We start from the raw sequence: 23,158 nt of genomic DNA on the forward strand, positions 1-23,158 counted from the left end.
GTCTACTTTTTCTGGGTAAGGTCAATAATGCAGCAAATATCATTGATACAATAGTAAGTAACTCGATTGGAACAGGAATAAAACCGCAATCAAAAGCTAAAGATCCAGAGTTTCGGAAAAGAGTGCAAGAGTTATGGCTGAGATGGACAGATGAAGCAGACAGTAGTGGAGTAAATGATTTTTATGGACTGCAAGCACTGGTTTGTAGGAGCATGATAGAAGGCGGGGAATGTTTCATACGGTTAAGAACAAGAAAACCTGGAGATGGTCTGTGTGTACCGTTGCAATTACAAGTGCTTGAATCTGAACACTTAGATAATAAAACAAATCAAACTTTAGCAAATGGTAATGTAATAAGAAACGGGATTGAGTTCAATAGACTTGGGCAAAGGGAAGCATACTACCTATTTAAAGAACACCCTGGTGAAAGTACGTTTGGAGAATCAGTAAGAGTACCAGCAAACGATGTTTTACATATCTATAGACCACTAAGACCTGGGCAAATTAGGGGAGAGCCATGGCTTTCTAATATACTGCTAAAGCTCTATGAGCTTGATCAATACGATGATGCAGAGCTAGTGAGAAAAAAGACAGCGGCGATGTTTGCAGGATTTATTACGAGACTCGATCCAGAAGCAAATATTTTAGGAGAAGGTGAAAGTAATGAGCAAGGAGTAGCACTATCTGGTTTAGAGCCTGGAACAATGCAGCTTTTAGACCCAGGAGAAGATATAAAATTTTCAGAACCATCGGATGTTGGAGGAAGTTATGAAGCATTCATGAGACAGCAGCTGAGAGCAATAGCAATAGGTACAGGAATAACATATGAGCAACTAACTGGGGATCTAAGTGGCGTTAATTATTCATCAATCAGAGCAGGATTAATAGAGTTTCGTAGGAGATGTACAATGTTACAGCATAACATAATGGTATTTCAGTTTTGCCGTCCTGTATGGGATAGATGGTTAGAGTTAGCACTACTTTCTGGAGAACTAGACATAGGTGAAGAATGGACAAAGGGAAAAGAAGGAGCAAAAAAAGAAGTAAAATGGATACCACAGGGATTTGATTGGGTCGATCCGCTAAAAGATCAGCAAGCACAGCAAATGGCAGTAAGAAATGGATTTAAGAGTCGATCAGAAGTAGTATCAGAAATGGGTTACGATGTAGAAGAAATTGAGCAGGAAATTGCTGAAGATCAAAGACGTGCAAGTGAACTGGGCTTAAGTTTTGATTCTGACGTTACGGCCAATCAAGAGGTGATATGAAACAACAATGGCTAAACAGATGTGTAATGGTAGAACCAAGGAGTTTTGAATTACTGTCACTACAAACAGGAAAGCAGCCTATCTTTAAAAATATAAAACATGCAGTAAGAAATAGTGAAAGAGGAATAATACCGATACATGGAATCTTGACAAAAAAGTCAGAAACTTTTGATGATATTTTTGGAATGACTTCCTATAATCAAATAGAAGCACAAATTACACAAGCAATAGAAGATAGTGATATAGAAACAATCCTGTTGGATATAGACAGTCCTGGAGGAGAGGTCAATGGAGTGTTTGACCTTGCTGATTTTATTTACAGTGCAAGGGGAAAAAAGAGGATAATAGCGATAGCAAATGATGATGCATATTCTGCAGCGTACGCTATAGCTTCTAGCGCTGAAAAGGTATTTGTGAGTAGAACTTCAGGAGTAGGAAGCATAGGAGTAATAGCAAGTCATATAGATCAAAGTGGGTTTGATGAAAAACAGGGAATAAAATATACGACAGTATTTGCAGGAAGTAGAAAAAATGATTTAAATCCACATGAGCCAATAACTTCTGAGAGTTTAGAAAACCTAAAAAGCGAAGTGAATCGTTTATATGGAATGCTGGTTGAGCTAATAGCACGCAATAGAAACCTTTCTGTAGAGGCAATCAAATCAACAGAAGCAGGGCTATATTTTGGCGAGAAAGCAGTAGAAATAGGTCTTGCAGATGGAATTACAATTCTTTCAGAGTTTAAATCTATTAATAAAAACAGGAGTACTACTATGAATGAACAAACTAGAACTGACCTAGAAACTGATAATTTAACTAAGTATCGTAATGAAGTTCTTGAATTAATGCGTTTATGTAACTTATCACGAATGCCAGAGAAAATAGGAGAATTTATTGAGCAGGGTATAAGTATTGAGCAAGCAAGGGAAGTTTTAATGGAATTACTTGCAGAGAGAACGAAGAAGACAGAGATACTGAGTGCAATACCACAGAATTCGCCGGAAGATTTGATGATGCAAGTAGCGAAAAGTCGTAGGCATTTAAACAAAGGGAGAAAAGCAAAATGAGTACTATAACAGAACAAAATAACCTTGGTGATCTTCTAAAATATGAAGCATCAAATTTATATTCACGAGATCAAATAACTGTTGCCAAAGGACAGAATCTCAAGCTTGGTGCAGTAGTTGCTAAAAAGACTGAAGATGGTTTTATTAGGGTCTTAAATCCAACAGCAACCGATGGCACACAAACGGCAATAGGAGTAATTTCAAGTGATGTAAACGCAAAGGAAAATGCTAAAGAAGTAATTATTGCTCGCAGTGCAATGCTAGTAGATCATGCAATTGTATGGCCAGCAAATATCACTGAAGAGCAGAAAGCTGAAGCAATAAAGCAACTTGAAGCACGAGGGATCATTATCCGTAAAGCAGTCTAAAGCTATATTAAACAATAAAAAACACAAAAGGGGAAAAGAAAAAATGCAAAATCCATTTACAAATCCAGCATTTAGTATGACGGCACTAACTAATGCGATGAATATATTGCCGATAAATTATGGACGGGTTGAAAATTTAAATTTATTTCCAAGTAGGTCAGTAAGATTTAGACATATTACCATAGAAGAGCAAAATGGAGTATTAAGTTTACTACCAACACAAGTGCCAGGAGCACCAGCAACAGTAGGAAAAAGAGGAAAAAGAAAGGTAAGAACGTTTACAATTCCGCATATTCCTCATGATGATGTAGTGCTGCCAGAGGAAGTACAGGGAATAAGGGCATTTGGATCAGAGAGTGAACTTAAAGCGCTGGCAGATGTAATAACTGATCATTTGCAATCAATGAGAAACAAACATGCAATAACATTAGAGCATTTGCGAATGGGAGCACTCAAAGGAATAATTTTGGATGCTGACGGGTCAGAATTATTAAATCTGTACAACGAATTTGAAATTACACCAAAAGTAGTAAATTTTGCCCTTGGAACAGCAACAACAGATGTAAAGCGTAAGTGTCTGGAAGTACTCCGGCATATAGAAGATAATCTAAGTGGTGAATATATGACAGGAGTACATGCCTTGGTAAGCCCTGAGTTTTTTGATGCACTCACTTCGCATAGTAAAGTGAAAGAAGCATATGAGAGATGGCAAGAAGGAGCAGCGCTAAGAAATGATATGAGATCAGGATTTACGTTCTGTGGAATAACATTTGAAGAATATAGAGGACAAGCAACCGATCCTGAAGGAACCGTGAGAAGATTTATAGAAAGGGATACGGGGCACTGTTTTCCAGTAGGAACAGCAAGCACATTTACGACATATTTTGCGCCAGCAGACTTTAATGAGACAGTAAATACTCTTGGGCAGCCACTATATGCAAAACAAGAGCCAAGAAGATTTGATAGAGGGACTGATTTGCATACGCAGTCAAACCCTCTGCCAATGTGCCACCGTCCAGCAATACTAGTCAAGATCGTTGCAACATAGGTAGAGCAAATATAAAGCGATGTGAGGCAGAAGAATGCTTTACCTCTTCTTAGCATATAAATGTTAGTATATAGCGGAGAAATGTGCAAGAGAATATTAAGAGATTATTTAAAGATTGTTTTGCCCATTTAGGAGAAGTAGCTTTGTATGAATCAAAGGATAAGTCATATATGGTACAAGTATTAAAGCAACAGCCAGATAAATTATACGAGATTGGTGAAGGACAATTTGTGGGAGAGATGCTTTTTCTTGAGGTAAACGTTTTTGATGTATTGAGGCCAATGGTAGATACCGTCTTGCAAGTCAACAAAAAAATTACAAAAATTGTTCAAGCTGTATCATAAAATTAAAAAATACTTCCAATTCACATTTTGTGTAACGGTACACAGATTATAGTTAGTGAATAGGGAATGTTCAAAAAAGTGTGTCAAACCGAGAAATAAAAATAAAATAGAAACAAAAAATAGAGGTTTGATATATGAGTTACAAAATAGAAAATGGAACGACTGGCCTGGTAGATTACAAAGAGCTGGAAGCAAATATACTGTCATCAATAAGGGAAGGTAAACCATTGATGGGGAGAGATGGAGCATTAACACCATTTGTAAAAAGGCTGCTGGAAGCAAGTCTAGAAGGTGAAATAGAGCATCATTTATCCAATGAAAGAGAAGAAAAGAATCGAAGAAACGGAAAGAATGGCAAAACTTTGAAGACGAGTATTTGAACTATTGACACCAAGAGATAGAGAGGGAAGTTTCGAACCACAGATAGTGAAAAAAAGGCAAACAAGCTTACATCCAGAACTTGAAACAAAGGTCTTGAACATGTTTGCAAGCGGTGTGGGATACAGGGATATAGCATCCTATGTGGAAGAAATCTATGACCATAAAATATCTGCAGCAGAGATATCTGGAATTACAGATAAATTACTGCCTATAATCAATGAATGGAGGAGTCGTCCCCTACAATCAGTATACCCGATAGTATTTATGGATGGGATGTTTTTTAAGGTCAAAGAGAATGGACATTGCATAAGTAAATGCATGTACAATATATTAGGAATAGACCAAAATGGCAGAAAAGAAGTACTGGGTTTTTACTTAGCAGAAAGTGAGGGAGCTAACTTCTGGCTAGGCGTATTAAATGACTTAAAAGAGAGAGGAGTAGAAGACATTTTGATAGCTTGTGTTGACGGTCTGAAAAGCTTCCCTACAGCTATAAATAGCGTATTTCCCAATGCTGAGGTACAGTTATGCATTGTGCACCAAATAAGAAATTCACTAAAATACGTATCCAGCAAAGATATAAAAGTTTTTATGAATGATTTGAAAAAAATATACCGTGCTACAAGTAGAGAAATCGCCGAAAATTATTTACTTGAACTGGAGGAAAAATGGGGTGAAAAATATCCTTTAGTCATAAAATCGTGGCAAAACAATTGGGAAAATTTGTCTAGTTATTTTAAGTATTCTGGCCCTGTTAGAAGGCTAATTTATACCACCAATCCAATTGAGGGGTTGCACAGACAAATCAGAAAATTTACTAAAACCAAAGGTTCATTTACCAGTACAAATGCCTTGTACAAATTGGTATATTGTGCTATAAAAAAGATAGAGCAAAAATGGGCTATGGCTTTGCCTAATTGGGCTCTAACTATATCTCAACTTGATATCTTTTTTCCTGATAGGTTAAAAATTGAGTTGAACTAAAAATTCGCTTTGACACACTTTTTTGAACATTCCCGGCAAATACCATGTATTTCTTTCAATTTGCCACTATTACGCCATCTAAATCACACATTGTCTTCCAGAAGGAAAATTTTTGTTCCACTGGCAACCACCTCATGTATAGCTTTATAGCTCTTCTCACAATAATCCGAACAGGTCATAATAACATACTGCTGGCCTCTTGGCTTATAATAGCTATAAAGACGTTTTTACCTCCGTTCGGACTATTATAAGAAGAGCTATACTTCCATAATAAGAAAAATGGCAAAAGCAATTTTAGATCTACTCTAATAAAAGCCTATTTTCCTTGAAACTAAAATAGCTACTAAATGTGATAATAATATGATCTATTAATTCTATTCCTATGCTTTTGCAAGCTTCTGCAAGCTGTCTGGTGAGAAACATATCGCTACTTGAAGGCTGTATATCTCCACTTGGGTGATTGTGGGATATTACAATCGATGTTGAGCCAATCAAAAGAGCGCGTTTTATGATCTCTCTAACATAAAGAGGAGTTTGATCTATTGTACCAAAGTTTTGTAGATCTTCTGCTATTAGACGATATCTTTTATTCATATAGATAACGCGAAAATTTTCTTTATTAAGGCTTCCTATACTTGCTTTTAAATAATCAAGCAATTTTTCCCAATTATTGATTATAGGTAGGTCCTTTACTTCTTCTCGTGCAGAACGAACAAAAGCCTGTTTAACACAAAAGATAGCAGATATAGCTGCATTACTAACTCCTTCGATATTCTGCAGTGCTTCTAAATCGGCATTAAAAACCTTATTTAAACTACCAAAATTTTCTATCAAACTCTTTGCTACTGGCTTTACATCAATTCTACTATATGCTGAATATAAAATGTGTTCTAAAATCTCATAATCAAGTAATGATTGTCCGTTATCTGAAATAATTCTCTCTCTTAGGCGCTTTCTATGACCTTTTTTGTAATCTTTCATTATTCATGAATTGCTTATCTCTTATAATAAGAAATTGAATTTTTAAGTAAAATATTTAATAAAACACATGAAGCATAATTGTAAATTTTTGAAGACAGCAAATGAAAGTGGCCCCTCTCTTGTCATCCCCTTCTCCCTCCTTCTTGTCATTCAAGTAGCCTCATCCCAGTGTCCCTTCTATATATCATCCCAGTGCTCCTTCTATGTCATCCCAGTGCTTGACACTGGTTTCTTACCAACAAAAACCTAGCATAACTTTTGTGCTCAAAAAATTTCCAGCATCAAGTGCTGGCCTGAAGCTTTAGCTGTAAATGTTAAGAAATTTACCAAGCGAAAAAAAAGGCAAAAAAATCCCCGTGTAACGAGTTTTGACCCTATAATAATGTAAATTGGCGCTGTAATAATGTGCTAACGCTTAAAATAAGCGCGTTTTGGCTGAATGTAGAAAAAATAAAAAAGACATGCAGCCGCTATAATTTCTATGTAATTTGCCAATAAATATCTGAGTTTTTTACTGAATTTTTGTTGTTGAACCCGCGCGGATCGAAAACAAGGATAAATACTCTTATTGTCATAATAAGGGGGCTGGCGCAGTTTGTCAAGGAAGTTTTATGCGAGAGATCTATTGAAATGCTCGTGCAAAATCATACTATTAATTAGTACACTATAAATTTAAAATTATAAATATGTTAAGCAAATTAGTAACTTTGCTATTAATTTTTATATTTCCTTTTTACTCATACTCATATCAGTTTAGAACCAAAGCAAAGCAAGCAATTGTCTTAGATTTAGCTTCAGACTCGTTCATTTTTGAACACAATTCCAGGGAAAAAATGGCCCCATCTTCAATGAGCAAATTGATGACTTTATATGTAGCTTTTGATTATCTAAAAGCTGGAATAATAAAAATGGAAGATAAATTTCGAGTAAGTAGAAAAGCATGGGAAAGGAAAGGCTCTTCTATGTTTTTGAAAGAAGGTCAATTTGTTACGGTAAAAGAACTACTTGAAGGAGTTACAATTGCCTCAGGTAATGATGCATGCATAGCGCTAGCCGAGGGTATTGCAGGATCAGAGGAGAATTTTGTTGCTGAAATGAATGAAGTTGCACAAGATTTAAATCTTAATGATAGTCATTTTGTTAACTCAAGCGGGTGGCCAGATGAAAACCATTTTATGAGCGCAAAAGACTTGGTAACACTGGCAAAAAGGATTTTTACTGATTTTCCTGAATACTATGATCTATTCTCTGAACAATATTTGACATATAACGATATTGTACAAAAAAATAAAAATCTTTTACTTTTCCATGATATTGGAGTTGATGGTCTAAAGACAGGTCATACAAGTGCTGGTGGTTATGGCATTATAGCATCTGCAAAACGGAACGATAGAAGAATTTTTGCTGTCGTGAATGGTTTGGACACCGAGAAAGAGCGAATAGAGGAAGCAAAAAGACTAATACAATATTCCTTAAATCATTTTAACACCAAGAAAATATTTGCTAAGGATAGCGTAGTTGAAGAAATAAATATTGTTTATGGAAAAGATAAAAAAGTGCCCGTTACAGTTGCAAACGATGTTACCATAACTTATAACCGCAGATTACATGATAAAATTAAAGTGCGTATTGAGTATAAAGATATGGTACCCGCACCAATTAAAAAAGGTCAAGAAGTGGGCAAAATTTTTGTAGAAATACCTGGTACTGAGCAACAAACTATACCTGTTTATGCAGCAAATGATGTGCAGAAATTGAGCTATATAAAAAAAATTTTTAGAAAGTTGTTTTAATCAGCAAATGTAAGTTAAGGAGACCTGAAATACTAATCTACTTTCAACCTCTCAGCATGTAAACTGCGTGGTAAAGATTCCAACTCTTTTGCAGCAGTGAGTTCTTTATTTTTTGCATGTATACCAAGCTTATTGAATTCTCGGGCAGCAGGAAACACTCTTGCCTCAAGCGAACCAGCAGTTTTATTGTAATGATCAACAGCACTTTTTAAGCTTCTGCGTAAATTATCAAAATTTTCGCCCATTGTGCAGATTCGCTCATATAAAATATGGCCTAGTTCACTTATTTTCTTTGCATTTTCAGCTATCATCTCTTGCTTCCATCCATAGGCTACTGCCCTAAGTAGCGCGATTAAAGTGATTGGTGTTGCAATAATTACTTTTTTTTCTATTCCAATTTCTATCAAAGCTGGTTCACATTCTAGTGCTGCGCTGAAAACCCCTTCTCCTGTTAAAAAAAGCACCACAAACTCTGGCGTATTTTCAAATTGGTTCCAATATTCCTTTCTGCCTAGATCGTTTATATGTTTTTTTATCGCCAGAGAATGATTCTTCAACTTTTCCCTTTGTATCTGCAAATCATTTTGTGACATAGCATCCATATAAGAATCAAGTGGCACTTTAGCATCTATTATTATTTGCTTTCCTGATGGCATTTTTATTATTAAATCAGGACGTAACAAATTATCCTCATTTTTATCAACCACTGAAGCTTGAGTAAAAAAATCGCAATATTCAACCATTCCCGCCATTTCTACCACTCTTTTGAGCTGCATTTCACCCCACTTACCCCTAATGTGAGGTTTCCTCAGGGCGTTAGCAAGGTTAGAGGTTTGACTCATTAATGCTCCAATTTGCTCCCTTAAACCTTCATAGGCCCCTACCCTCTCCTTCTCTAGCTCACGTATTTCACTGTCGAATTTTTCTAATTTTTCTTTTATTGGAGTGATAACTTCGTTGATCGTTGCTTGCCTTTTTTTGAAGTCACTTTCTGTTTCTTTTAGCTTATTATCGATCACTTCTTTTGCTAAGTTCAGAAAATTATTATTGTTTACCTGAAGAGCATCAAGAGAAAGTGCTTTAAAAGTGTTCGTAAGCCTCTCCTCTGCTTTTGTTAGTAATTCTATTTCCTTTTTCTTTTCTTCACGCTCTTTTTGAAGAATTACTTCAAGTTCTGCGTTCCTCACTTTCAAATCAACTATTTCCTTATTTTTATCTACTAAAGACTGTTTTGCCTCTTGAAGTTCATGTTCTACTTTAAGTAAATTCTTCTCAAGATTCTCACTAAATTTTCTGTTCTTTCTTACAACAATATAGAGAAATAGTAGTAAAAAAAGGAAATTCAATACAAAAGCTATAGAATTGAAAAGCATCAGAACACAGAAAAAACCGCACTCACAATACTATCTAATTTTTTTATATATAAAAAAGAAAAAAAGAGCACCTGAAGAGATGCGCTTACTGAAGGGCTTGGTTTGCTAATTAATAACCGTTTTCTTCTACACTTGGATTAGTAACAGAATGTCTTTTTATTGAAAATCTTATGTAATAGTTATTTTTATAATATCAAATAGCACATATATTAACAACTCAATTTTACTCTCATTATTACAATACTTACATACCAGTTACTTCACTAAAAACTTAGCTTCAATCCGGCCAAAAGCACATATCCGGAGTTATTATCTTCCACTGCAAGCTCCTTAGTACTAAATCTTACAATATCAAAGTAATATGAAGTACCAACAGCTAATGGATATTCAAGACTGAAAGCCTGTGATGTTAATTCGTTTGTACCTTTGTCTGCAATATCCCTGCTACTACTAAAATATGTTAAGCTCACTTTACGAGAATCAGAATGATAAGCAATACCTGCATTTACATAATGCATATTATTTGTTTCATGACTACGCTTCTCACCAGATTTACCACCATTCCCGTACGACAAAATGCAATCAAGTTCAAAAAGCTTTAGTTTCACACCAAAATTCCAGTGTAGTAATTGATTATGACACTGAAGATCGCTAGAATTTTTGTTTGTACAATCAGTTAAATTTTCCCTTGCAAATTCACCAGTCAAAGCAGTAGTAAAATTTATTTCATCTGATAGGGCATTTTTATAGGAAAGACCAGCGGCTATTAAATTATTATATTGTAAATTATTTTTACCTGGAACATAACTGAATCCAAGTTGAAAGTTATGAATTTCAGGAGAAATATAGTTTATCATTGGTTGTTTTAACTTCAGCTCTAGTCCATTATAGTCGCTGTAAACATTGGGTTTTACCCAAAATACCTTGTCCTTATCATACCCAGGGTCATCATCTTTTTTTCCATTACCGCGCAGATTTGCATAGTTTGTCCAATGACCATTTATTCCCCCAGCAGCTGTATAAATTTTTGAAGTGTTAATTAACATACTCTGACTAACTAAACTTCCTTTACCATATTCAAATGATCCAAACTCCTGATTCTTTATGATAAAATACCACTTCTCCATTTCTAACTTTTCTATGTCTAGTGCCTTTAAGTTTGCAATACCAGAAACTCCTGCCTTAACATCAAACCCATTTTAGTATTTGGATAAACTTGCTGTAAATAAAGCAAGCGCAGGTCTGAATAGCTTGAGGTCTTGTCTTTTGTAGAGCTAAAAGAATCTCTGTTGAAAGCGTAGCCAAATCTTAAATCTATTTTTCCATCTAGTTCTGCATAAAATATCTCCTTATCTAGAATTACCCTAGCATTGACACTCCCTACCACGAATAATAATGAAAATAGTTTGATCAGTAACCTCATAGTTAAGCTTAAATTTTTAATATAAGCTTAATAGAAATAAAAAACAATTCTTATATTGTGTAGAACTTAGATACTACAAACCAATTAATGACAAAAGCGTTTAAGCATTCTTCACACTATGTTTTTGAATTATATTTCCATAAATAATTGATATACTTGGTAACTTTCGCTTTAGTAACTGCTTATTAATGGTAGAATATATACGACTAATTATTTTAGATGTGTTCTTTGCATCACAGTTAATCAAAATAAAAAGCACCTTATTCTCATCAATAAATCCTAGAAAATCATCACTACGGCAATTTTTATAAAAATGCTCTGTGATCATACTCAATGCATCGTTTATCTCATTAAATTTATTATTGAAGCCTATTATTCCTATAACTGCATTAATTTGATATTCAAAGGCAAAATTCAATATGACATATAACTCCAAAATCGTTGAATCATTGTCTGGTATATCAAACAAGTTGTGTTTTTTATATTTCTTACCCATCAGATATTTATCCCTAAACATTGCTAGCTTATGAAACAGGCTAATGTCACGTATCAATAGCTCATAATTAATCTTGCTATTAGTAAATTGAGTTGTGCGAAAAACTTTTACCTTTGTTTTTATATCTTCTCCTTTAGCGTCGATTAAAGAAAAGCCTATCACTTTTGGCAATATATCGGGCAAATCGCGCCCATCTTCAGTATACTCCAAATAGCTTTTCATATCTTCAGCTGCTCTTTTACTTAAAATATTGATTAACGCCTTATTAAGTAAATTCTCTCCCTCACATTTTAATAAATTCCTTGCAGCTTGATTGAGTCCCAAGATTAATACGTTCTTTTTCTCATTATCCTGACAAACAGATATCACAGCATCATCTTTCCTTCTTTCAGTTATAAAATCTTCCATATCTTCTCACATATAACGTATTTATAAGTATAATAAGATTGTATTAAAATTCATTTACCCATTAATATACTTGATAAAGTATAGAAAAATCGTCATGTTGCTGCATGTTCTAAGTCATGATAAAGGAATCAAAATTACAAATATAATTTTGCTTATTCTCTTTATACCTTCACTACAACAACTTATTTTGCTGTATTGGATTAGATGGTTGAATATAACCTAAACTACTGTAACACGATTCTTCGTATGAAGGTAGTAGTTCCTCAAGCGGTGCTGAAGGTTGTACTTTTTCATAATTGTCAGAAGGAAAATTGTCTAATTCTTTATTATTAGTTGCCTTATCCATACATTTTATTGGTTGCTCTATATAGTCTTGTATTTCTTTTGTAAAACTATGATTTAGATAACAACTTGTTAAGTAAGCTACACCTGCTACTGTTAGTGCTAATGCTACAAAAACTAAAGGTGAAGCTCCTATACACCTAAAAACCTTTACTTTATACATACTCATATGAGCAGGTGGGTCAATGGTTGTTGCCAAAAAAATAAAAAAACCAAGTGAAAAAAATATTAACACGCAAATTCCACCCAATGAACAAGATCCTAACGCTACTTCTTTTAATGATTCTTCGTTTTTCTTTTTATTATTAAGGCTTCGATACATTTTATTAACGTTAGTATTGCTAATATAATCTTCTAGTTCTTTTAAAATTTGAGTCTTTAACTCTTCAATCTCATTATCTATTAACGAATAGTATTTTTTATACCGCTGCTTCAATTGAACGTCTAATACTGATTTACCACCATTGAGAAGATTTAAAATGTCTTTTTTGCATAACTCAATCTCCTGAGAAATTTTAGAATCGTTTTGTCCTTTTATATCTTGATCCACTTTATCCTGTAGTTTTTGACCAAAATCTTTAAATACAGTTCTGCAAGAAAGGTATTTTAATATAATAGGTAAAGCTAGCTCATTTCCCTTACTAAGCAAAGATAAAAGCTTCAAAGCGAAAGAATTAGGTACTGCCTCTCTTGGTAGAATTAAGGTGAAATCTTCCAATACTTGGCAAACTAATTTTATTGAAGAATCTTTAAACCCTTTTGTACCAAATTTTAATGAAGCAAAAAATTCTTCTAATTCTTCAAAAGGACAACTATTTTCCTCTAATTTTACTTTTATAATATTGCTTAACATTGTAACTCCACTAACCGTTTTATACATGTAGCTTAACACTATTTTAATAATTTATTAAGAAAGTTTAATTATTAATTATAATATTTAATAAAATAAATAGACTCTTTTACATTTCATCTGCAAGAATCTTTTGCTTAGTTTGTAAATAAAGATTTTCTGAATCTAATTGCCGCAGGTTACGTTTAGTAATATAATCTCATATTAAATAAAACTTTACCTAAGTTTATGCCAGACTCTACGTTAGTTTTAACAACTATTCTTATATTCTTCATCTTTACGTTGTCACTTTTTTTTATAAAAAGGATATTTGGATCAACGAACAAGAAGATAATAAAATCCTTCAGAAAAATTGCTCAGCAGATTAATGCGCTAGAGCAAGAAATGCAGAGCTTATCTGATGAGGATCTTGCTAGTAAAACTGCGGAATTAAAACAAGAACTGAAAAATGGAAAAACACTAAATGACCTTCTCGTACCTGCATTTGCGGTTGTACGAGAAGCATCACGAAGATTCCTTAACATGAGGCATTTCGACGTTCAGCTAATTGGTGGCATGGTTCTCCATAATGGCATGATATCAGAAATGAAAACAGGAGAAGGAAAGACACTCGTCGCAACTTTAGCCGCATATCTAAATTCTTTAGAAGGAAAAGGTGTGCACGTCGTAACTGTTAACGACTATCTTGCAAAACGAGATACAGAGTGGATGAGTAAATTATATAATTCTCTTGGAGTTTCTGTTGCATTTATTACAAATAATTTGACAGACGACGAGAGAAAAAAGGCTTATAGCGCAGATATCGTATACTCAACAAATAATGAACTTGCCTTTGATTATCTACGAGATAATATGAAATTTTCTCAAGAAGATATGGTTCAGAGAGGCTTCAATTATGCAATAGTAGACGAAGTAGACTCCATACTGATTGATGAAGCGCGTACTCCGCTCATTATTTCTGGCCCACTTGAGGAAAATAATCAGATATATAAGCATATCAATAAAATAGTAATCAAATTAGTTGATTCTGACTATGAAGTCGATGAAAAGAGTAGAGCAGTGTTCCTCACTGAAAATGGCATTTCACGAGTGGAGGAATTACTAAAATCGTATAACCTCATTCCTGAAAATTCCTCGCTCTATGATACTAGCAATATTATACTGACTCATTATATAGATCAAGCACTTCGTGCACATAAGCTGTTTACTGCTGATAAAGATTATATAGTGAAAAACGGTAAGGTGGTAATTATTGATGAGTTTACTGGGCGCATGATGGAAGGTAGGAGATATTCTGATGGTCTTCACCAGGCACTGGAGGCAAAGGAGAATCTTGAAATTCAGCATGAAAGTCAAACTTTAGCATCAGTCACATTTCAGAACTACTTTCGTATGTACAACAAACTTTCTGGTATGACAGGAACAGCAGCAACAGAGGCAGAAGAATTTCGTGATATATATAGATTAAATGTAGTAAAAATTCCAACTAATGTGCCTGTTAAAAGAATAGATGTTGATGATGAAATTTATGGCACAGAAAAAGAAAAATTTAGTGCTGTATTGAAGTTTATAGCGGAATGTCACAAACGCCTTCAACCAGTGCTTGTTGGCACTGTGAGTATTGAAAATTCTGAAAAACTTTCCGATCTTTTGAAAAGCCATTCTCTTAAGCATTCAGTATTGAATGCTCGTTATCATGAACAAGAAGCGTATATAATAGCGCAAGCTGGAATACCAGGCAGCATTACTATAGCAACAAACATGGCAGGACGTGGAACTGATATTCAGCTTGGTGGAAATGTTGAAATGATTGCAAAAATAGAGCTCGAGAAAATAAAAAATGCTGATGAAAGAGAAAAAAAATATCAAGAAATAGTCAAAAGAGTAAAAAAAGATAAGGAAATTGCTATAAAAGCTGGTGGCTTATGTGTTATTGGAACCGAAAGGCATGAAAGCAGGAGAATAGATGATCAATTACGTGGACGTTCTGGCCGCCAAGGTGACCCTGGACTTTCTAAGTTCTTTCTATCACTTGAAGATGATTTAATGAGGATATTTGGTTCTGATAGAATGAGGAATTTTTTGCAAAAAGTGGGACTAAAGAACAACGAGGCTATTCATCATCCATGGATTAATAAAGCACTTGAAAAAGCACAGAAGAAAGTTGAAGTTAGAAATTATGATGTGCGGAAGTCTTTGCTAAAGTTTGATGATGTAATCAACAATCAACGTAAAGTTATTTTTAAGCAGAGAAATCATATTTTAAACAATGAAATCAATGATTTAGTTGAAGTATATAGTGAAGTAAATGAGGATATAATAGAAGGTATAGTACAAAGTGGTTATTACGAAGATTATGTTGAAGATATTGCAAAAGAATTCCACATAAGATACGGGATAACGCTTAATCTAGAAGAGTTTTTGAATAAACAAGAAGCCTTGGATTATATAAATGACAAGATACAAGAATTTTTTACTGAGAAAGAAAAATATTTCAATAGTCAACAAACTACAGATTTGTGGAATACGATAGTGAAACAAGTGATGATCATGACACTTGATCATTTATGGAGGGAGCACCTTTCGGTCTTAGAGAGCCTAAGACAAAGCATAAATTTGCGTGCCATGGGGCAAAAAGACCCACTGAATGAATTTAAACGCGAAGCTTTCTTAATGTTTGAGTCGATGCTTGAAAAGTGGGGGGAGCTTACCATTCACCGCCTAGCGCACTTTAAGTTGCTAGACAATCAAGAAATAGGCAATAGGTCACGCTCTACTAAAAATAGCAGACTTCCAAAAGTTTCAAGAAATGACAAGTGCCCTTGTAACTCTGGAAAAAAATACAAACACTGTCACGGTGCAGTTGCCGTAGTGAATTAGTTGTTGCAAGCACATTATAGCTGCTATAGCTAACCGAAGTAAGATTTGCCAGAGCACTAAAAAACAAAATCAATAGCCGAATTAATATTGGGCCAAAAGGTTTGTAGAGCCTTTCTTATGGCGTGCTTGATCAGAACTTCTCAATCGGATTTAAATCTCACTTTTACCCACAACTTTGAGAGGTCATTATGCGAAGCATAACCATGCTTTCCCTGAGGTTTTCATAACCACGCCATAGAGTCATAGTTCCTGGTAAATTATGGGAATGTTCAAAAAAGTGTGTCAAACCGAGAAATAAAAATAAAATAGAAACAAAAAATAGAGGTTTGATATATGAGTTACAAAATAGAAAATGGAACGACTGGCCTGGTAGATTACAAAGAGCTGGAAGCAAATATACTGTCATCAATAAGGGAAGGTAAACCATTGATGGGGAGAGATGGAGCATTAACACCATTTGTAAAAAGGCTGCTGGAAGCAAGTCTAGAAGGTGAAATAGAGCATCATTTATCCAATGAAAGAGAAGAAAAGAATCGAAGAAACGGAAAGAATGGCAAAACTTTGAAGACGAGTATTTGAACTATTGACACCAAGAGATAGAGAGGGAAGTTTCGAACCACAGATAGTGAAAAAAAGGCAAACAAGCTTACATCCAGAACTTGAAACAAAGGTCTTGAACATGTTTGCAAGCGGTGTGGGATACAGGGATATAGCATCCTATGTGGAAGAAATCTATGACCATAAAATATCTGCAGCAGAGATATCTGGAATTACAGATAAATTACTGCCTATAATCAATGAATGGAGGAGTCGTCCCCTACAATCAGTATACCCGATAGTATTTATGGATGGGATGTTTTTTAAGGTCAAAGAGAATGGACATTGCATAAGTAAATGCATGTACAATATATTAGGAATAGACCAAAATGGCAGAAAAGAAGTACTGGGTTTTTACTTAGCAGAAAGTGAGGGAGCTAACTTCTGGCTAGGCGTATTAAATGACTTAAAAGAGAGAGGAGTAGAAGACATTTTGATAGCTTGTGTTGACGGTCTGAAAAGCTTCCCTACAGCTATAAATAGCGTATTTCCCAATGCTGAGGTACAGTTATGCATTGTGCACCAAATAAGAAATTCACTAAAATACGTATCCAGCAAAGATATAAAAGTTTTTATGAATGATTTGAAAAAAATATACCGTGCTACAAGTAGAGAAATCGCCGAAAATTATTTACTTGAACTGGAGGAAAAATGGGGTGAAAAATATCCTTTAGTCATAAAATCGTGGCAAAACAATTGGGAAAATTTGTCTAGTTATTTTAAGTATTCTGGCCCTGTTAGAAGGCTAATTTATACCACCAATCCAATTGAGGGGTTGCACAGACAAATCAGAAAATTTACTAAAACCAAAGGTTCATTTACCAGTACAAATGCCTTGTACAAATTGGTATATTGTGCTATAAAAAAGATAGAGCAAAAATGGGCTATGGCTTTGCCTAATTGGGCTCTAACTATATCTCAACTTGATATCTTTTTTCCTGATAGGTTAAAAATTGAGTTGAACTAAAAATTCGCTTTGACACACTTTTTTGAACATTCCCTTTTTTTATAGTCAAAGTAAAAGGGTTAATACGATAACCATATGATGATCTTTGCCAACCAAGGGTTTGTATTACATCATCACGTTCAATACTTAATCCTAATTTCTCAGCAAGTGTAGCTTTGATTGTTCTTTGCATTTTATTTAATGGTTTTCTGATTTGATGTTCTAAATCTGCTTCTAAACTAAGTCCCAAGAGTTTTTCTAACTGATTAATATTGAGAAGTGTATGTTTTTCAGGTGGTAACTCTTTCTCACAGTCATGTAAAAATTGCTTGAACAATATTCGAAAAATATTAAGGCATGATGCAGCTTTTTTATTTATAACTTCAACGCTATTAACATATACCATACCTTTAACTACCTGTAACTCCAAAAGCTTTATTGGCACAATTGGTTCAACACGTTTAAGCGAAATATATGAAGCTGGTAAAACTTGCAAAGAAGTATTTTCTACTACCTCTGGTACTCCTTTTTTAGCTGCCTCTTGGAATATCTCAGTTACAGTCTTATACTGGCAAAACAGTTCTACCATTCGCACTACATATAGGCTCAATAATAGATTAGGTATATCTTTTTTTAGAGTAATGAGAACTGTCGGATGGACTCTCAGTTTATCTATGGTTAAAAATATCGCATCAGTACAAAAATCAAGGATTATTAGATTTACAATATGACCTTGATCACAAGTATAATAAACTCCTTTTTCCATTTTTCCCCACATAAGTCTTGAATCATTCAACTTTGTTTCAAACCAGTCTATGATTTTCTCTATATTTAAGTATATGGATAAGAGATGAAATCTCTGTTTTTTATAAGTATTAGGCAAAATATGACGAGAACAGTTTTCACAAATAGCGTCATCACATGCTTCATCAAAGTCTGGATCGATAAAAATCTCATTGCTACAACTTGGATCAATTACATTTGGCCAATCAAGATGATCTTCTTCACGAGAGCAAACAATATAGTACCTTTCTTGCATTTTTATCAATCCAAGATCAAATAAGTATCTTGCTGCTTTAATGTGATTTTGACTTGGATTAACCCAAGAACTATTTGAACTTAAAAGATCAGCAATTTGCTCGTGAAAGGATTTTAAGACCATAAGATTGTTCCATATGTTTCTTCAGGTCCTCTCTTTCTTTTTTATTGAGCGGATGCTCTGAATAATAAATTTCCCCACTTGATTTGAAAGAAAATGTTACCTTTTTGTTTTGGAACATTACTTTAGCTGATTGAATAGATTGTAGTATATTGCCAATAGATGGCTTTAAAATATGTAACTCTGGTGCAATAGAATCATACGGCTTTACACTTAAAGTAAGATATGTATTACTATTCTTAAAATAATCTGACTTAAAATTTAACTCAAATATACAAATATTAGGATCAGAACCCTCTATACATGCTTGAAGAAATTTATGCACTTGTAGTGGAAAGTTCTTATCTTGTATATTTACAAAAGTACATTCACAGTTAAAATAACCACTTGCAATACTATTTGCTATTTCCACAGCCTTGTTAGTATTTTTAGCACAGAGATTAACCTGAGTGCCATCAAGCGAAAAATCTAAAATCATCCACTCAGGTTTATGACCATGAACAACTTTATTTGAGTTAAGCAGTAAATCCATGTCACTTCCTCGACGTACAAACATATATATTCGATCTTGATGATGGAAAAAACCCTGCAACTGCTCATCATCCTTAAGTATCTGCTCTACGGATTCTTGTGACATAAATTCCTTAAATGAAGTATTTATTTGTCTTGGTGGTTTCTGTAGAGCAAATGATACGAAGCCTTTCTTTTGTACTTTATCAAAGTGATAGACAGATTTTAGAAGTTCGCAATTTATGTGAAATAGTAAAAACAACAAGGATCTTTTATCGTACTTAGTATTATTTTTTATTAGGTACGATCTCATTAACTCTTGAGTGAGGGCAAATCTTGCTACTTCACTGACTGTAGCCTCAAGCTTTGTACGATCAAAGTAGCTAATGAGATAATAGTTAAAAAGAGAGTCAGAGTAACTGGTAAGTATCTTACGTTTTTGCTGAGTGGATCTATCATCATAATCTCCGTCCTGAAAAAGTTGCCCATTCAAATGCTTTTTAAAGCAATGCTGAAAAGTGATGCTCAGTTGTTTACCAGAAAGGGAATCTAACCAAGATTGACGTATATTAGAATCCTGAAAACGATCTAATAAAAGGTTAACAGGAACTTCTAAATCGCTTTCCCAAAATTCATGGCTTGGATGAACATTCATATTACATAAAATAAGCTATATTATACATAATATGACAATTCAAGCAAAGATTTTTTGGACATAATTTTTTCAAATCTTGTATATTTAATTAAGGAGAATTTGTGTGAACTAGATAGCTTTCTTAAATAAGGTGTGCGTTGATTTAGTTTAATAGAAGTCTCCTAACCTTATAAAAAAACTCACAGGAAGAAAAACATGCAAAAAGGGGAATTAACTATTAATTGCCGTTATGAACCTCACAGATTGGCGAGTACATATTTGGCAGATGCTTATGAACAATTATTGAAATATAAAATAAAGGAGGTGAAAGAAAATGACAACAGTAAGCTTGTATGCAAGAGTTTCATCAAGACAACAAGCACAAGAGAATACGATAGAGAGTCAGATTGTAGAATTGGAGCGTCGCATTAGTAGCGATGGACATGAATTATTAGATGAGCATAGGTTTGTTGATAATGGTTACAGTGGATCAAATTTAGAACGTCCTGGCTTAGAAAATTTACGTGATAGAGTAGCAGAAGGTAAGATTGATAAGATATATATTCATTCACCTGATCGGCTATCACGTAAATTTTCATATCAAATGATCTTACTCGAAGAGTTTAAAAAGGCTGGATCTGAAATAGTATTTTTGAATCATAAGTTTGATGATAATCCTGATTCCCATTTATTTCTACAGATTCAAGGAGCAATAGCAGAGTATGAACGTGCAAAGATTATGGAACGAAACCGTAGAGGTAAACTTCATGCGGCCAAAGCTGGGTGTATAAGTGTGATGGGTAGGGCGCCTTACGGTTATCGCTACATAGCAAAACATGTAGGTGAAGGAAGTGCTCAATTTGAGGTTGATGAAGAAGAGGCAAATATAGTGCGTAAAATATTTAGTCGGGTTGGCCAAGAAAGAGCAAGTATAGGAGAAGTTGTACATGAACTGAATAAGATACCGGTAATAACACGAACAGGAAAAAGGTATTGGAAAAGGAGCACTATTTGGAACATGTTAAAAAATCCTGCTTATATAGGACAAGCAGCTTATGGTAAAACTAAGACATGCTCAAAACCACAAGTAAAAAAGTCAAAAAAAGGAACTTGTGGTAAACTAAAAAGTGGTCGCTTTAATAGTGATAAAGAGAATTGGACTTATATTCCAGTACCAAAAATAATCAATGAAAATTTATTTGATTCAGTGCAAACACAATTAGCTGAAAATAGACAAAGAGCAAGAGTACGGCAAAGAAGAGAAACATATTTATTACAAGGTTTAATGGTATGTCAACGTTGTCAATATACTTAAAGCACTATTGTCAGACACATCAACGTAATTCCTCTCACCTTCTTTTTCACTTCTAACCTCAACCTTACTATTTCCCATTTCTATAACATCACCTCCTAATTTTACCTCTCCTGTGGTTAATCCTAAATTTTTTGTACCTTCCAATACTCTTGCAATATTTACCTTACTATTTTCAGAAAATTTCATAAAAAACGTCTGATTATCCATTTCCACGTCTTCTATGATTCCTTCATTTTCAATAGCACTTTCACCGATTTCTCTCAGTTCTTTTAGCCACTCATCTATCTGTGGACGAATCTCTTGATAGAGTTTGTTATGCATTTCACTTATTCCCTTATCCTGCAATAGATCGTAACTGAATATTGCTCCATTTAGCATCAATTCACATATTATATCTTCCTTCTCATTTTCTTTGCATTTGATCAAAGGCATTTTCGATATTACTGTATCAGCAAAACTCTTCTGCCCTTCGCTATACGCATTTATCCTGATTCCAGCGCTTAGTGCTTGGTCTATAGTCTTGTTCAGTTCTTCTACGCTTTTTGCCTTTACCACTCTACTTTTAAACCACCTCAATTCTGCATTTTCACTTGCACTTGGCTCTATCTTGCTTAAGGCTGGAATAAACGGATTTTGACGATTTGAAGATTTTTTGTTATAAACCTCACGTCCTTCTCCAAGATTGATTGATTTTTCAGAAACATCGCTAGGGGAAGGCACACCTTCAGGCTTCTCAAACCTACTTTTATCATCAAATATTTTCGGATCAGTCTCGTCTACAAATACAGACTGCTGGGTTTTCTTACCAGTACGCCTAATAGCACTATATAGTCCTTTTGGTAACTTTTTAGAATCAATGATTAACTCATAAGTATTTCCATCTGTATCATCAAATGATACTGTTTTTTTAGTAGTCATATAGCCTCCTATTAAGCATGTTATTCAAGTCTACAGAGCAATTTATTGCTTTATGATTAACTTAATACGCAAATTATAAAAAGATCTTGTATATCTTGCAACTATTTATAATAAAAGAATAGTTTCTTTAAGACTTTTATTCTTTAATCACGACTTAATATACAAGCTATACAAAGATCTTTTATATTTTGTAATTCTCCAATATCTCTCTCCAGATTCTTGATTAAGTTTTTTTGCTACTGTGTAGTAGCCAAACTTCTCAAGCAATTGAAATTTGGTTTATAACAGCTCTCTTTCCTTAAAACTGCAATATCCTTTGTCTGTCATAATAATGTGATCCTCTAGCTCAATTCCCACTCCTTGACATGCTGACACTAATTCTCTAGTCATAACCTTATCATCTTCTGATGGCTCTAAACTTCCTCCTGGATGATTGTGAGATAATATTATCGATGCTGCTTCCATTGATAATGCCTTTTTTACCACTTTCCTTTCAGATAGGTGTACTTCATCTATTGTACCAAAATACACTTCATCTCTTATCAGACGGTTCTGTTTATCCAAGTATATTATCAAGACAGCTTCTTTTGCTGAAAAGCCTATGTTTACCCTTACATACTCTATCAGCTTTTCTTGGCTATCCATTACCGGGCCTCTCTTTAATCCTTCTCTGAGTGCTCTTTTATAAGCTTCTTTTACACATTCAATTGCTGCAGCTGCATGTTCAGTCATTCCTTCTATCATTTTCAGATCATCGATTTCTCGTCCTAAAATTTCTCCTATTCCTGGGCAATTATCCATTAGAGTTTTAGTAACATCTTGTGCTTGCTTTCTGTCATGAACTGCTCCTAGAAGCACTGACACTATTTCACGATCAAATAGAGCACTTCCTCCTCCACTCTGTAATACTCTCTCTATTTCTTCTGTAAGTTTTTCACTATTATTCATAAAATATACTCCTCGTTAATAACAAATTGTTTTTAATTATTTACTGCTGTTTTTTTATCAGCATTGGCATAGAGCCATAGCTTTCGAGTGAAGTCAAATCAATTTTTAAATCTTTTTTACTTATT

The 23,158-nt window shown here is 34.2% G+C and carries 15 protein-coding genes and 4 pseudogenes; 10 read left to right on the plus strand and 9 right to left on the minus strand.

Annotated elements, in window-relative coordinates; translation table 11 throughout:
- Positions 1 to 29: 29 nt before the first annotated feature.
- From ACQH21_RS04875 to ACQH21_RS04900, 6 genes and pseudogenes are all read left to right on the plus strand, one after another.
- Positions 30 to 1,268, plus strand: a pseudogene (locus ACQH21_RS04875) (phage portal protein); the annotation flags it as partial.
- The gene (locus ACQH21_RS04880; RefSeq protein ID WP_425383997.1) at positions 1,265 to 2,335 is read left to right on the plus strand and encodes a S49 family peptidase; all 1,071 of its coding nucleotides are present in this window, start codon (positions 1,265 to 1,267) and stop codon (positions 2,333 to 2,335) included. The pseudogene ACQH21_RS04875 and the gene ACQH21_RS04880, both read left to right, overlap by 4 nt.
- Positions 2,332 to 2,703: a head decoration protein gene (locus ACQH21_RS04885; RefSeq protein WP_425383998.1), complete on the plus strand. Its 372-nt coding sequence runs from the start codon at positions 2,332 to 2,334 to the stop codon at positions 2,701 to 2,703. The genes ACQH21_RS04880 and ACQH21_RS04885 overlap by 4 nt, the downstream gene beginning before the upstream one ends.
- Before the next feature lie 43 nt (positions 2,704 to 2,746).
- The gene (locus ACQH21_RS04890; RefSeq protein WP_425383999.1) at positions 2,747 to 3,751 is read left to right on the plus strand and encodes a major capsid protein; all 1,005 of its coding nucleotides are present in this window, start codon (positions 2,747 to 2,749) and stop codon (positions 3,749 to 3,751) included.
- 83 nt (positions 3,752 to 3,834) lie between these two features.
- A complete protein-coding gene (locus tag ACQH21_RS04895; RefSeq protein WP_425384000.1) occupies positions 3,835 to 4,095 on the plus strand; it encodes a head-tail joining protein in 261 nt (86 codons plus the stop codon).
- A 134-nt stretch (positions 4,096 to 4,229) separates the two neighbouring features.
- Positions 4,230 to 5,460, plus strand: a pseudogene (locus ACQH21_RS04900) (IS256 family transposase).
- Positions 5,461 to 5,760: 300 nt separating this feature from the next.
- Here ACQH21_RS04900 and radC read toward each other — a convergent pair.
- Positions 5,761 to 6,441: a RadC family protein gene (radC, locus tag ACQH21_RS04905; protein ID WP_264375899.1), complete on the minus strand. Its 681-nt coding sequence runs from the start codon at positions 6,439 to 6,441 to the stop codon at positions 5,761 to 5,763.
- 686 nt (positions 6,442 to 7,127) lie between these two features.
- Here radC and ACQH21_RS04910 point away from each other — a divergent pair.
- The gene (locus ACQH21_RS04910; RefSeq protein WP_010405178.1) at positions 7,128 to 8,234 is read left to right on the plus strand and encodes a D-alanyl-D-alanine carboxypeptidase family protein; all 1,107 of its coding nucleotides are present in this window, start codon (positions 7,128 to 7,130) and stop codon (positions 8,232 to 8,234) included.
- Positions 8,235 to 8,266: 32 nt separating this feature from the next.
- Here ACQH21_RS04910 and rmuC read toward each other — a convergent pair whose 3' ends face one another.
- From rmuC to ACQH21_RS04930, 4 genes and pseudogenes are all read right to left on the minus strand, one after another.
- Positions 8,267 to 9,607: a DNA recombination protein RmuC gene (gene rmuC, locus ACQH21_RS04915; RefSeq protein WP_064085792.1), complete on the minus strand. Its 1,341-nt coding sequence runs from the start codon at positions 9,605 to 9,607 to the stop codon at positions 8,267 to 8,269.
- A 263-nt stretch (positions 9,608 to 9,870) separates the two neighbouring features.
- A pseudogene (locus ACQH21_RS04920) lies at positions 9,871 to 11,030 on the minus strand (porin).
- 100 nt (positions 11,031 to 11,130) lie between these two features.
- Positions 11,131 to 11,934: a hypothetical protein gene (locus ACQH21_RS04925; protein ID WP_425384001.1), complete on the minus strand. Its 804-nt coding sequence runs from the start codon at positions 11,932 to 11,934 to the stop codon at positions 11,131 to 11,133.
- A gap of 172 nt (positions 11,935 to 12,106) precedes the next feature.
- Positions 12,107 to 13,129 carry a hypothetical protein gene (locus ACQH21_RS04930; RefSeq protein ID WP_353281695.1) on the minus strand — a complete coding sequence of 341 codons (1,023 nt, stop codon included), beginning with the start codon at positions 13,127 to 13,129 and terminating at the stop codon, positions 12,107 to 12,109.
- 225 nt (positions 13,130 to 13,354) lie between these two features.
- Here ACQH21_RS04930 and secA point away from each other — a divergent pair, with 225 nt between their 5' ends.
- Both secA and ACQH21_RS04940 read left to right on the plus strand, forming a co-directional pair.
- Positions 13,355 to 16,006: a preprotein translocase subunit SecA gene (gene secA / locus ACQH21_RS04935; RefSeq protein ID WP_010405317.1), complete on the plus strand. Its 2,652-nt coding sequence runs from the start codon at positions 13,355 to 13,357 to the stop codon at positions 16,004 to 16,006.
- Between the two features lie 333 nt (positions 16,007 to 16,339).
- Positions 16,340 to 17,570 (plus strand): annotated as a pseudogene (locus ACQH21_RS04940) (IS256 family transposase).
- On the opposite strand, the gene ACQH21_RS04945 reads toward ACQH21_RS04940, so the two are convergent.
- Entirely contained in the window at positions 17,515 to 18,711 is a 1,197-nt protein-coding gene (locus ACQH21_RS04945; protein ID WP_425384002.1) for a hypothetical protein, read from the minus strand. The pseudogene ACQH21_RS04940 and the gene ACQH21_RS04945 sit on opposite strands and share 56 nt — an antisense overlap.
- A complete protein-coding gene (locus tag ACQH21_RS04950) occupies positions 18,677 to 19,873 on the minus strand; it encodes a hypothetical protein (RefSeq protein WP_425384003.1) in 1,197 nt (398 codons plus the stop codon). Before ACQH21_RS04950 ends, ACQH21_RS04945 begins: the two co-directional genes overlap by 35 nt.
- A gap of 313 nt (positions 19,874 to 20,186) precedes the next feature.
- Here ACQH21_RS04950 and ACQH21_RS04955 point away from each other — a divergent pair, with 313 nt between their 5' ends.
- On the plus strand, positions 20,187 to 21,167 hold the full coding sequence (locus ACQH21_RS04955; RefSeq protein ID WP_425384004.1) for a recombinase family protein: 981 nt from the start codon (positions 20,187 to 20,189) through the stop codon (positions 21,165 to 21,167).
- On the opposite strand, the gene ACQH21_RS04960 is transcribed toward ACQH21_RS04955, so the two are convergent.
- Positions 21,135 to 22,085, minus strand: a complete 951-nt coding sequence (locus tag ACQH21_RS04960; protein ID WP_425384005.1) for a hypothetical protein — start codon at positions 22,083 to 22,085, stop codon at positions 21,135 to 21,137. The two genes, ACQH21_RS04955 and ACQH21_RS04960, sit on opposite strands and share 33 nt — an antisense overlap.
- A gap of 279 nt (positions 22,086 to 22,364) precedes the next feature.
- Positions 22,365 to 23,033: a JAB domain-containing protein gene (locus ACQH21_RS04965; RefSeq protein WP_264704329.1), complete on the minus strand. Its 669-nt coding sequence runs from the start codon at positions 23,031 to 23,033 to the stop codon at positions 22,365 to 22,367.
- Between the last annotated feature and the right edge of the window lie 125 nt (positions 23,034 to 23,158).

The organism is Wolbachia endosymbiont (group B) of Eupithecia inturbata (assembly GCF_964030915.1).
In the GTDB taxonomy this organism is placed as follows: domain Bacteria; phylum Pseudomonadota; class Alphaproteobacteria; order Rickettsiales; family Anaplasmataceae; genus Wolbachia.